The following is a 10,377-nucleotide window of genomic DNA, read 5'->3' as shown; positions in this document are numbered from 1 at the left end:
AAACCGAAGGCCAAAACGCCGCCACCGACGTCAAAGACCGCGCCACAGACGCCAAAGACAACATCCAAAACACCTAGCCACCCCCCCGCGGCACTGTAAGGCAATAGTTTGATCGGCAGGCCGGCACCGCGATCCGCGGGCCGGCCTGTCCGCTTGGCCCCCTGATTGAGAGGACACCCCATGGCCACTCACGACACATCCGAGACCAGCACCGCCAAGGCGGGCCAGGCTCCGGCCCCCGATGACTCGAGGAAACCTGCCAGCCCCAGGGACCTGGATAAACCATCCTGGAAATACATCGCCAGGAAGACGCTCCGGGAATTCAGCAAGGACCAGTGCCCCGACCTCGCAGCGGCCCTGACGTATTACGCGGTTCTCTCGCTGTTCCCGGCCCTGCTGGCACTGGTATCGCTCCTTGGCCTGTTTGGGGACCCGCAGAAGACCACCAATGCACTGCTGGAAATCGTGCGCGGCTTCGCTCCGGCGGAAACCGTGAATACCATCAGCGGGCCGGTTTCGGAACTGACCAGCGCCCCGGCGGCCGGATTCACCCTTGTTATTGGCCTCGTCACCGCGCTGTGGTCCGCCTCCGGTTATGTCGGAGCCTTTGGCCGGGCCATGAACAGGGTCTACGAGGTGGATGAGGGCCGGGCTTTCGTGAAGCTCCGTGGAACCATGCTCGGCGTCACGCTCCTGGCTGTGGTCATCGTGGCCATGCTGGCCGGCATGCTGGTCCTCAGCGGCCCGGTTTCCGAGGCCGTGGGCGGCCTGATCGGCCTCAGCGGGCCGTTCCTCATGGTCTGGAACATCGCCAAGTGGCCGGTGATGATCGCCCTGATCATCGCCATCATTGCCGTGCTGTATTACGCCACTCCCAACGTCAAGCAGCCGAAATTCCGGTGGATGAGCATGGGGTCCGGGATTGCCCTGGTGGTCTTCCTGATCGCCTCACTGGGATTCGGTTTCTACGTGGGGAACTTCGGCAACTACAACAAGACGTACGGGGCGTTGGGCAGTGTCATCATCATGCTGCTGTGGCTCTGGATCCTGAACATGTCGCTTCTTTTCGGCGCCGAGTTTGACGCGGAAGTGGAACGCGGCCGCGAACTGCAGGCCGGGATCAAGGCCGAGGAAACCATCCAGCTGCCGCCGCGGGACACGAAGAAGAGCGAGAAGCTGCAGAAGCAGGTCGAAGAAGATATCAAGCATGGCCGTGACCTCCGGGAAAAGTACGCCGCGGAGAGTGGCCGGGAGGGCTCCGGCGAGGACCGGGACGGGCAGCCTGCCGGCAACGGCCCGGACGCGGTCCGGCCAGGTGAGCGGCACCGCGACAGGGTCCGCGACAAGGTGCAGCACCGTGCCGAAAGCGGGGAGTCCGACGACGGAATCCGGCGGGGCGGGAGCGCTTAAGCAGGCAGGCGCAACCGCGGCGCAGAGGGACTAGGCAGGACCTTCGGGATGGAGGAAAATTCATCCTAGAGGTCCTGTTTGGTTTTCCCGGGCGGCAGCACCCCCGGGGCAATACGGGGTCGGCGGTGAGATGGCCTCTTCTGAGACCGAGGCCAGTCCCCCCAGTCGCCGTCGGCCCCCTCAGGCCCGCCCGTGCACCCCGTTCTCGGCGACGCCGCGCCACTGTACACGGGCCCCTCCCCACAGGCCCAACCGGTCCGGAACCAACTGGACAAGCACGCGGAACTGCAATACTTTCGTGAATACCTCGCCGAGATTCCCCGGAAGACCGGCAAGGCCGCTGAAGCAGTCGGCGGGATTACTGTCAACCATTTGTGAGCGGACATGCCTGCTATCCATTTTGAACAGTTTCTTGCCGAAGCAGTCGTTGCGGACAGGGAGCCCGGACTGGGTCTCCGACGCGACGAGCTATACGGTCTCTACACAAGCTGGTGCCTCCTGCATAAAGCGGAACTCCAGCCGCCGGCAGCCCTTTGGGACGCCCTGCACAACGCCGGCATCAACCCGGACAGCAACAACCTTTCCATGACAGGACCGGCCGCCGCTGACTACATCGTTGCCAGCGCCCCGGACCTGGTCTGACAGGGATACCACCCCCGCCGTCAGCGCGTTGCGCTAAGGCCGGGCGAGTGCCAGGAGATAAGCGGCGAACCCCTGCGGTGCCCTTCCCGCAGTCCGTCCTGATGTGAGGACCCGGGTGGTGTCCGTGGCGACGATGCGTGCGCCGCTGCGCCGAAGCCGGGCCACCAGGGCCTGGTCTTCATCGAAATCGACGCCGGGAAAGCCGCCGGCCGCAAGGTAGGACGACGCCCGGACCCCCAGGTTGGCACCGTAGACATGGGGGTGGTTCTCGGTGCTGGCGTGCCGGGCGTGCCAGCGGGCCAGGAGCTCGTGGTGCATGCCGTGGGGGTCCGGCTGAACAGTGCCCAGGACAACATCGGCGCCTCCGGCGGCCAGTTCCAATTGCCGCAGCAGCCAGTGCCCGGGAACACAGGAATCCGCATCTGTGTTGGCCAGCCAGATTCCCCGCATTGGATCTGCCGGCGCACCGGACTGCGCAGGACCGCCGGCGTTCTCCAACGCCGCCCGCACACCGGCCTGCCGGCTCTTACCCACGCTCCCGAAGTTCGCCGAAAGCAGCACGCACCGCGGATCGCCCGCAACTGCGTCGGCGGCCACCGCCGGGGACCGGTCCGTGCAACCATCCAGGACGACGACCACCTGCACGGCAACATCCGGCACTTCCGACTCGACCCGGTCGGCCGCGTGCCTGACGGCGGTGAGAGCCCGTTCCAGGTGCTGCTCCTCGTTGTGGGCCGGAATGACCACTGCCACGTGCCGGATGCCGTGGTTTGCCTGGCCACCCGGCGTCGTTGGACCACCGTTGCCCGGGACAGTCCTGGTCATCCCGGCTCCCGGTCCGGAGCCACCAGGACTTCCAGCACAAAGTCGCGCTCCTGGTACAGCCCGGAAGTCCGCCAACCAAGCCGCTGCCGGGCCAGGGTGTGGACGGTGTCCCCGTCGAGCTCCCACCCTTCGATGGGATGCCGCCAGTGGCACAGGAGCAGGGTTCCGCCAGGTTCCAGGGACGCCTCCACCCTGTCCCACAGCCGGGCCAGCTCGGCAGGGGCCAGGTAGTAGCCCACTTCCGAGACCACCACCAGGTCGTACGTTCCTCCGGGCCAGGATCCAGGCAGCACGCGTTGTTCGACCCGGACCCCCGGCATGCCCGCCAGCAGGTCTTCGGCGCGGCGCACGGCGGTTCCGCTGGCGTCCACCGCCAACAGGTTGTGGCAGCGGGCAGCCAGCTCGGCCGTCAGTGTTCCGATGGAGCAGCCCACTTCCAGCCCGCGCTCATAGCCTTCCTCCGGGAGGGCGGCCAGGGTGAGGGCCCGTTTGCGGCGCTCGTACCAACTCCTGCCGTAGTTCCAGGGATCCTTGGAATGGTCGTGGACGCCGTCGAATACCGCCTCTGCGTCCGCGCTGGAATGCAACGGGCCGGGTGAACCGGGCGCCGGGGTCCAGGCGAAGACTTCATAGCCTCGCCCGAAGTGCTCCAGGAAGGCGGCGCTGAGCAGGGTTTCGTCCCCGGGGAGGGGCGAAAGCGGCTGCACCTGGGTTGCGTGCTCCTCCATGGCGCGCTTTTTGGCCCGCCGGGCGCGTTCATCGAGATGGAAGCGGACCCACTGCTGCCGGTCCAGGTCGCCCGGCGTGGCCCAGTGCCAAAACCAGATTGGATATTCCAGGAGGGCGTGGCCGTCGCGGCGGGCAACCTCGGCCGCTGCCGCCCCCAGCGCGTCGTGGTCACCGTGGCCGTCGGCCCGGTACGGAGCAACGATGGCCAGCTGGTCCGGGCGGCCGGGGAGCCGCCGAACGGCGTCCCGGATGGCGCCGGCAACCGCTTCCGCGTGGCCGGCCAGTCCCCGGTCCGGCAGACCGATGAACGTCAAGCGGTCCGCCAGGCCAAGGGCGCCCAGGGCCGCGGAAAATTCGGCAAGCCGGACGGCAGCCAGCTGCTCGGGGGTGGTGCTGGGTGAGTCCGGATGTGACCCCTCCCCCGCCGTGCAGAGCACGACTTCCACCCCGGCTCCCAGGGCCGCCAACGTGGCCATCAGCCCACCGGCACCAAGAGTTTCGTCGTCCGGATGCGCGGCCAGGACAACGAACCGCATGCCCGACAATTCGGCCGGATCGAGCGGCAGCTCAGGGGCCACAGCCAGGCCGCTCCGGGTCCAGGCTGCTTCACTGGTGCCATCGTCCGTGTGCGAAAAGGTCACCACGGGCAGTCCCCCTTGAGCGCGAGCCGGCCCAACTGGGCATCATCCCGCGCACCGTGATGCTGCCGGACGTAGAGGGCCAGGTCCGCCATCCTCTTGGCGTACTTTTCGTCAAAGGCGAGCGGCCCGGGCCCGCGGTTGGAGCCCACCAGGTGAACGACACGTTCGACGGCGGCGGCAACAGTCCCCCGGACACGCTGGGCCTCGCTCCAGGTGCTTTGGTTCCCGTCAGCACCGAGCGATCCGTCATCAATGCGGGCTGCGGTGCGGGCAAGGTACTGGAGGGCGGCTGCGATGGTCCGGTCCACCTCACCCAAAGCCGCGAGCGCCAGCTGGTCCGGTTCCCGTCCGGCTCCGGCACCGGCGAGCAGCCCGTTCCGGAAGTCCCGCGCAACCCCCACGGCGCCGCCCAGCCAGCAGGCGGCGACGCCCATCCCGCCCCAGGCGAAACCGGGCCGGCTGTGATACCAGCCGGTACCTCCCACAGGTGTTGCCGGGACCTGGTCGAAGTGCACGCTTCCGCTGGGTATCTCCCGGAGTCCGCGTGCGATCCAGGCCGGTTCCTCGCATTCCACCCCTGGGTGGCGAAGGCTGACAGCGAAAGCCGCCCTGCCGCCGTCGTCCGTATGGGCAGTGACGATGGCGCAGTCCAGCCTGCCGGCAAGTGAACACCAGGGCTTGGTCCCGTTGAGGACCACCCCGGTGCCTGCGGGGCGCGCGTCGAGCCTGGCATTGGGCGCCTCTGCGGCGAAGACGCCCCAGGATGCGTCGGCGGCACCTGCAGGCATGGGATGGTCCACCGGGGAAGAATTGGCGGCCTGGGCGAGGATGGCGACGGCGTCGAGGTGCGGCTCGAGCACCCTTGCGGCCGCCACATCGACGGCGGCCACGGAGGCGAGGAGCTCCCACAACACCATGGTGCGCCCCTCACCAGGCCGTGGCCAGGTGTGCCCGGCGGCCACGGCAAGGTCCAGCAGGGCGGGCACGTCGCCGGCAGTACCGCCGGCTGAGTCAAGGATTGGAAACCACGGGGAGAGCCCGGCGGGAGTGGAGCCCAGGAGCACAGGAGTAGTTGTCGCTGGCAAGTACGTCCTCCATGAAAGGTGTCCGGTGGCACCGGACGCATCTCAACAGCTTACTTACTATTTTTCGGCAGGATGCGCGCCAGGGCGAATCCGTCCCAGCCCTTGGAGCCCACCGTCTGGATTACCGTGGCGTCCAGCCGCGGGTGGTCGCCCAGCAGCTTGAGGGCGTCGATGATTCCAGGTGCGTTGACGGGGTCGATGTCCGGGTCCAGGACGGCGCCCTCCCAGATGGTGTTGTCCAGGACCACTGCCGCTCCGGGCCTGCCAAGCCGGAAAGCCCAGTCCAGGTAGCGGCTGTTGTTTTCCTTGTCCGCGTCGATGAAGATGAAATCGAACGGCTCCCGCTCCTCTTCCTCGAGGGCAGCCAGGGTTTCCAGCGCAGGGCCCAGCCGGATTTCCACCCGCTCCCCCAGGCCGGCCGCATCAATATTGGCCCAAGCCACCTCCGCATGCTGGGGCAGGTATTCGCAGGTAACCAGTGTGCCGTTATGTGGAAGTCCCCTGCCCATCCAAATGGTGCTGTAGCCCGCGAGGGTCCCAATCTCCAGGATGCGCCGCGCACCCGAGAGCTGGACCAGGAGCTTGAGGAGCTTTCCTGCGTTCGGCGCCACCTCGATGGGGGGCATCCCGGCCTCCGCTGCGGCGCGGATGGCCTGCTGCACGGCGCCGTCCGGATGCACCACGGTGTCGGACAGGAACTCCTCGGTGGCAACCCATTCCGGCCGTGGTTTGTGCTCGAACATTGCCACAGTTTGGCACGCGGCGCCCCGGCGGTCCAGACAATCCGGCCCCTCGAAGGACGCTTAGGGCTCCTGCGCCAGTGCGGTCTCCAGGCGGTCAACCTTCGCTGTCAGCTCGCCGCTGTACCCGGGCCTGATGTCCGCCTTGATCACCAGTGAAACGCGGCTGCCGTACCGGCCCACGGCTTCGGTGGCGCGCTTGACCACGTCGAACACTTCGTCCCACTCGCCTTCTATGGTGGTAAACATGGAATCCGTCTGATTGGGCAACCCGGACTCGCGGACGATCTTCACTGCGGCAGCAACGGCGTCGTGCACTGACGCGTCGTTGGGCCTGGAGCCCTCGGTGGGAACGCCTGACGGGGCAACAGAAAATGCAAGCAACATGCTCCCCAGTCTCCCACGTGCCCGCAGGCAGCCGCAGGGCCGGTCCGCACGGCCGGCTGCGTCACATAAGCGGCTACCCCGAAGTAACCATGGTGGCGGCAGTCTCCGTTGTTACCCTTTTTGGCATGAGCCTCGCAGTCACCCGAAAGCCCCTCCGCGCAGACGCAGCGCGGAACGTGGACAAGATCATTACTGCGGCGCGCCAGTGCTTCCGCGAGTTCGGCCCGGAGGTACCGCTCCAGACCATCGCAACCACCGCCGGCGTTGGCCCGGCAACCCTATTCCGAAACTTCGCTGACAAGGAAGAACTGGTACTGGCGGCGCTCAACCGGCAGCTCCGGCTCACCGTGGACCCCGTCATGGACGGCGCCCTCGCCGATATCGATGCTGCCGCAGGCATGTTGCGTGTCCTCGAAGCCCTGATGGCCGCAGCGAGCGACGACGCCAACCTGCTGTGTGCGGTGGCGGGCCGGCGCGAGCTCCTCACCGGGATCACCGGATCGCTGATGGAATCCATGGGAGTGCTTCTGGTCCGCGGGCAGGGCCAGGGAAGCCTGCGCCCTGACATTTCCATGACGGACATGTTTCGGCTGCTGGCCATGCTGATCGGTGTGGTGGACACCATGGAACCGGGGTCCGATGCCTGGCGCAGGCCGCTTGCGCTGGTGGAGGACGCCATCCGCACAGTCCGGCCATCCCGACCGCTTCCGGTGTTCGTCCCCGTCCCCGCCGCCCCTGGGTTCACCACCACCACGCCGGGCCAGCCGGGCTGAATAGCATGCAGTAAGCCTGCCGGCCAGTCCATGCCGGGCGAGGCCGGCGGGCGCAGCTCCGGTGCCGGAATCCCGCTGCCAGGCTGTTCCGCCGAGGGAGTCAGGTCACCAGTCGGGCCCCATTGTTACCTGCAGGTACGTGCAATAAACTCGGAGGTGGGGTTAGGCAGCCAGCCTCAGCACTTCCACGTTGGAGCAACCCCATGCACTTTGCGCCTGCCCCCCAGACAACGGCCGCACTGCCATGAACCACTCAAAGCTTCTCCACTACCTGACGGATCCGCGCGGGCCGGAGGAAGTCCTTCCCGAGCTGACCGCCGGCGAGCTGGTCGAGTTGCTCGACGCGCTGTACCAGAACCTCGATACCCCCGAACCCGAGTTTGGCGCACAGGTCTGGTACGAGATGGGCGTGGAGGAATGCGGCCGCCGGTCCGTCTCCCCTGACGGCGCGGCGCACGGGGTAGCCTAGCTACCCGTTCGTCCCGATTCCCCTAGCTGGGTCAGCGCTTCTCCGCACCGGGTTCACCGGCGGCGCTGTCCCCGGCGTGGGGGTCTCCGCCGGGCCGTTGTCCAGCCGGCGGGGTTTCCTGGTGCTGCGACCCTGGGTCCGCGTGGCCGGGCTGCTCCTGCGCGGATGGCCCGTCCGCGTGCCCAGCGCCCAGGTGCCCGTGTTCGGCGTGCCCGTGTCCTTGGTAGCCGTGGCCGGGGTGTTCATGGAACTCGTTGGGAACGTGGTCCTTCGCTTCCATCAGGTGCTGCTGGAGCTTCTCCTCCGCATCCCGCCGCCGCCTGGCGGTGTCGCGCAGCTCGCGCGTTGATTCCGAGCCGCGGGGGTCCAAATAGGTGGCCCGCGACTTCGCAGACTGTTCTGCCGGTACCCCCGCGCCTTGTTCGTCCTTGGCGTTCCTGCGGGTATCCTCGGTGCCCTGGCCGCCATGCGGCTCAACAGGCCGTGACTGTTCGTCCATCTCGAATCCTCCTTCGGTGGCCGCCTGGGTGTGGGCTGCCTCTCATCCAGTGCATCACAGATGGCTGCCGGAATGTTGGGCCACTAGGCCTGGGCTGCATCTGCCCGCCTGCGCATTTCCTCCCGCAGCAGGGCCTGAAGGGCCGGAACGGACGACGACGGATCCAGGTCGAGTGCCGCGCGGAGCCGTTGGGAGAGAATTTCCAGTTCCTCTTCCGGCACGTCCGAAAGTCCGGAAAAGCGCCTGAAGAACCGTTTGGCGGGAAGGCCCGCCCGCCGTCGGGCGTTCTTTTGGCGGATTCTGCCCGCCAAGCCGCCCGCAGGGTGCAGCTGATTTTCCATGGGTGCCGTTCAATAAGGAATTCCATGGCCAACTGCATAAGCCGATCCCATAGTACAACTGGCACCCAACCGGGGAAGTGACCCACGTCACCATGCCCCGGAGTGGATTCAACAGATCAGTTCCACCCCAGCATCCTCAGCAGCGCCGCCGTGCCGGCACCGGCGATCACCACCACCAGGAATGGAGCCCGCAGTACCAGGGCGATCGCGGCCGCGGCCAGCGCTCCCAGCCTGGCATCCGCGGCGAGTCCCTGCCCCGACACCACCGCGTTCACCACCGTCAGCGAGGCCAGCAGGCCGATAGTCATTGTTCCCGCGACACGTGAGGTGCGCGGATCCTCAAGGAATTTGGCGGGGACGAAGTAGCCCACCAGTTTCCAGGCGTAGGCGAGCACGCAGGCGATGAGCAGCCAGATCCACAAAGTCACCTGCCCTCCTCCGGGTCCGCAGCTCCCCTGCGGCCGGCTTCCCTGCGGACGCCCCTGCCCCGGAGACGGGCGCCGCCCGGGTGATGGCCGTGGTCGCCGTAGGGTTCGACGTCCGGCTCAAGGCCTTCGTCGCGGCGGCCGTGGCTGAACCAGCCCACCACCGCAGCAACGATCGCGGCCACCAGGATGGGCACGCCCGCCGGGACAAAGGGGGCGGCAACCACCGTCGCCACTGCACAAACCACCGCGATGGCGATCGGCTCGCGTCCTTTGAGTCGGGGCCAGAGCAGTGCCAGGAAGGCGGCGACGGCGGCCCCGTCAAGGCCCCACTGCTTGGGGTCGCCCAACCCGCTGCCGGCCAGCGCGCCCACGGCCGTGAAGAGGTTCCACAGCAGGTAGACCCCTACGCCTGCGGTCCAGAAGCCGCGGCGCTGTTCGTCCGGGTCCGTCTGGCCCGTGCTGGTGGCCGTGGATTCGTCGATGGTCAGCTGCGCTCCGATGTACTTGCGCCAGCCGGTGGGCCGGAGCAGCGCGTTCAACTGCATGCCGTAGATGCCGTTGCGCATGCCCAGGAGGGTGGCCGCGCTCATCGCGGCAACGCCTGAACCGCCCCCTGCCACCACCCCGATGAACGCGAACTGGGAGCCGCCACTGAAGAGGAGCAGGCTCAGCGCCATGGTCTGCCAGAAGTTGAGCCCGGACGTGACCGCCAGCGCGCCGAACGATACGCCGTAAAGACCGGTGGCAATACTGATGGAGATGCCCACCTTCACCGCCGGCGAAGCCAGCAGCTTCACCCCCGGCTTCCCGGGTTGACCGCGGGCACGGCGGCTTTTCGCAGGCTCCAGGCCCACAAGATCAGCGGTGCCTGGAGGGGAAGCCGCACGGCATGGATCTTCCGCCGGCGGGGCGTGCCCTGCGGCCCGTACGCCCCCAGGAGGGCATCAACATGCCCGGCCAGGAATGCCGTGAACATGGCGGTGAGGGCAGTGGCCGTGGGCTTTCGGGTGGGTGGGAGCAGGATTCCGACGGCGGCGGCGAGCTCCAGCAGACCGCTCAGGGCGATCCATTCATCCCGGGACAGGACGGCCCAAGGATGCTGGGCTGTGCTGCTGCGGGGTTCGCCCGGCACCGCGTCCTGCCGGCACAGGTACCCGGGAACGACGTCCCGGTAAAAACCTGGGTCCCGGAAATGCTTGCCTGCGCTGGCCAGGAGAAGGGCTCCCATGGCCGCTGCGGACAGATGCCGCAGGGCCGGGCCGTGGATGGATTGGGACGGAGCGGACAAGCCCTTAGCAGCGGTGCCGGACCTGGGAAAAGACATGGAACCACTCAACCACAGCCACAGCGCGGCCCGGAAACCGGCGCTTAGGGCACAGCGGCGACGGGGTCATAGCGCTGGCAAGCG

At 67.5% G+C, this 10,377-nt stretch carries 15 protein-coding genes; 5 read left to right on the top strand and 10 right to left on the bottom strand.

The window, feature by feature from the left end:
• The first annotated feature begins 180 nt into the window (after positions 1-180).
• From PV772_RS21960 to PV772_RS21950, 3 genes are all read left to right on the top strand, one after another.
• Positions 181-1,410 carry a YihY/virulence factor BrkB family protein gene (locus tag PV772_RS21960; protein WP_347887553.1) on the top strand — a complete coding sequence of 410 codons (1,230 nt, stop codon included), beginning with the start codon at positions 181-183 and terminating at the stop codon, positions 1,408-1,410.
• Between the two features lie 192 nt (positions 1,411-1,602).
• Complete coding sequence (locus PV772_RS21955) at positions 1,603-1,788, top strand: hypothetical protein (protein ID WP_347887552.1); 186 nt, start codon at positions 1,603-1,605, stop codon at positions 1,786-1,788.
• A 6-nt stretch (positions 1,789-1,794) separates the two neighbouring features.
• Entirely contained in the window at positions 1,795-2,052 is a 258-nt protein-coding gene (locus PV772_RS21950) for a hypothetical protein (RefSeq protein ID WP_141158391.1), read from the top strand.
• Positions 2,053-2,085: 33 nt separating this feature from the next.
• Here the strand turns inward: PV772_RS21950 and PV772_RS21945 are convergent, their stop codons facing one another.
• The 5 genes from PV772_RS21945 to PV772_RS21925 all read right to left on the bottom strand — a co-directional run bounded on the left by PV772_RS21945 (position 2,086) and on the right by PV772_RS21925 (position 6,459).
• Positions 2,086-2,877: a glycosyltransferase gene (locus PV772_RS21945; RefSeq protein ID WP_347887551.1), complete on the bottom strand. Its 792-nt coding sequence runs from the start codon at positions 2,875-2,877 to the stop codon at positions 2,086-2,088.
• Positions 2,874-4,250 (bottom strand): bifunctional PIG-L family deacetylase/class I SAM-dependent methyltransferase, encoded by a 1,377-nt coding sequence (locus PV772_RS21940; protein WP_347887550.1) that lies wholly within the window; start codon positions 4,248-4,250, stop codon positions 2,874-2,876. Before PV772_RS21940 ends, PV772_RS21945 begins: the two co-directional genes overlap by 4 nt.
• Positions 4,244-5,266, bottom strand: a complete 1,023-nt coding sequence (locus PV772_RS21935) for an acyl-CoA dehydrogenase family protein (RefSeq protein WP_347887555.1) — start codon at positions 5,264-5,266, stop codon at positions 4,244-4,246. The genes PV772_RS21940 and PV772_RS21935 overlap by 7 nt, the downstream gene beginning before the upstream one ends.
• Positions 5,267-5,382: 116 nt before the next feature.
• Positions 5,383-6,075, bottom strand: coding sequence for an O-methyltransferase (locus PV772_RS21930; protein ID WP_347887549.1), 693 nt, complete (start codon positions 6,073-6,075; stop codon positions 5,383-5,385).
• 60 nt (positions 6,076-6,135) lie between these two features.
• A complete protein-coding gene (locus PV772_RS21925) occupies positions 6,136-6,459 on the bottom strand; it encodes a thiamine-binding protein (RefSeq protein WP_141158394.1) in 324 nt (107 codons plus the stop codon).
• 125 nt (positions 6,460-6,584) lie between these two features.
• Between PV772_RS21925 and PV772_RS21920 the strand changes: the two genes are divergently transcribed.
• Together PV772_RS21920 and PV772_RS21915 are read left to right on the top strand one after the other, a co-directional pair.
• Complete coding sequence (locus PV772_RS21920) at positions 6,585-7,232, top strand: TetR/AcrR family transcriptional regulator (protein ID WP_347887548.1); 648 nt, start codon at positions 6,585-6,587, stop codon at positions 7,230-7,232.
• Positions 7,233-7,476: 244 nt separating this feature from the next.
• Entirely contained in the window at positions 7,477-7,701 is a 225-nt protein-coding gene (locus tag PV772_RS21915) for a hypothetical protein (protein ID WP_141158396.1), read from the top strand.
• A 31-nt stretch (positions 7,702-7,732) separates the two neighbouring features.
• On the opposite strand, the gene PV772_RS21910 is transcribed toward PV772_RS21915, so the two are convergent.
• The 5 genes from PV772_RS21910 to PV772_RS21890 form a co-directional block, all read right to left on the bottom strand.
• Entirely contained in the window at positions 7,733-8,200 is a 468-nt protein-coding gene (locus PV772_RS21910) for a hypothetical protein (protein WP_347887547.1), read from the bottom strand.
• A gap of 83 nt (positions 8,201-8,283) precedes the next feature.
• Positions 8,284-8,541 (bottom strand): hypothetical protein, encoded by a 258-nt coding sequence (locus PV772_RS21905; protein ID WP_347887546.1) that lies wholly within the window; start codon positions 8,539-8,541, stop codon positions 8,284-8,286.
• Positions 8,542-8,657: 116 nt separating this feature from the next.
• Positions 8,658-8,969, bottom strand: a complete 312-nt coding sequence (locus PV772_RS21900) for an AzlD domain-containing protein (RefSeq protein WP_307362654.1) — start codon at positions 8,967-8,969, stop codon at positions 8,658-8,660.
• A complete protein-coding gene (locus PV772_RS21895; protein ID WP_347887545.1) occupies positions 8,966-9,766 on the bottom strand; it encodes an AzlC family ABC transporter permease in 801 nt (266 codons plus the stop codon). The genes PV772_RS21900 and PV772_RS21895 overlap by 4 nt, the downstream gene beginning before the upstream one ends.
• Complete coding sequence (locus PV772_RS21890) at positions 9,763-10,197, bottom strand: hypothetical protein (RefSeq protein ID WP_347887554.1); 435 nt, start codon at positions 10,195-10,197, stop codon at positions 9,763-9,765. Before PV772_RS21890 ends, PV772_RS21895 begins: the two co-directional genes overlap by 4 nt.
• Positions 10,198-10,377: the final 180 nt, after the last annotated feature.

Origin of the sequence: Pseudarthrobacter sp. CC12 (genome assembly GCF_039907755.1) — a bacterium.
GTDB lineage: Bacteria > Actinomycetota > Actinomycetes > Actinomycetales > Micrococcaceae > Arthrobacter > Arthrobacter niigatensis.
This window is presented reverse-complemented; position numbering and strand designations above follow the sequence as displayed.

Coding starts and splice junctions, on each gene's coding strand:
- PV772_RS21910 (WP_347887547.1), bottom strand. CDS start 8,200: ATGGACGAACAGTCACGGCCTGTTGAGCCGCATGGCGGCCAGGGCACC.
- PV772_RS21925 (WP_141158394.1), bottom strand. CDS start 6,459: ATGTTGCTTGCATTTTCTGTTGCCCCGTCAGGCGTTCCCACCGAGGGC.
- PV772_RS21960 (WP_347887553.1), top strand. CDS start 181: ATGGCCACTCACGACACATCCGAGACCAGCACCGCCAAGGCGGGCCAG.
- PV772_RS21890 (WP_347887554.1), bottom strand. CDS start 10,197: ATGGGAGCCCTTCTCCTGGCCAGCGCAGGCAAGCATTTCCGGGACCCA.
- PV772_RS21905 (WP_347887546.1), bottom strand. CDS start 8,541: ATGGAAAATCAGCTGCACCCTGCGGGCGGCTTGGCGGGCAGAATCCGC.
- PV772_RS21945 (WP_347887551.1), bottom strand. CDS start 2,877: ATGACCAGGACTGTCCCGGGCAACGGTGGTCCAACGACGCCGGGTGGC.
- PV772_RS21915 (WP_141158396.1), top strand. CDS start 7,477: ATGAACCACTCAAAGCTTCTCCACTACCTGACGGATCCGCGCGGGCCG.
- PV772_RS21950 (WP_141158391.1), top strand. CDS start 1,795: ATGCCTGCTATCCATTTTGAACAGTTTCTTGCCGAAGCAGTCGTTGCG.
- PV772_RS21920 (WP_347887548.1), top strand. CDS start 6,585: ATGAGCCTCGCAGTCACCCGAAAGCCCCTCCGCGCAGACGCAGCGCGG.
- PV772_RS21930 (WP_347887549.1), bottom strand. CDS start 6,075: ATGTTCGAGCACAAACCACGGCCGGAATGGGTTGCCACCGAGGAGTTC.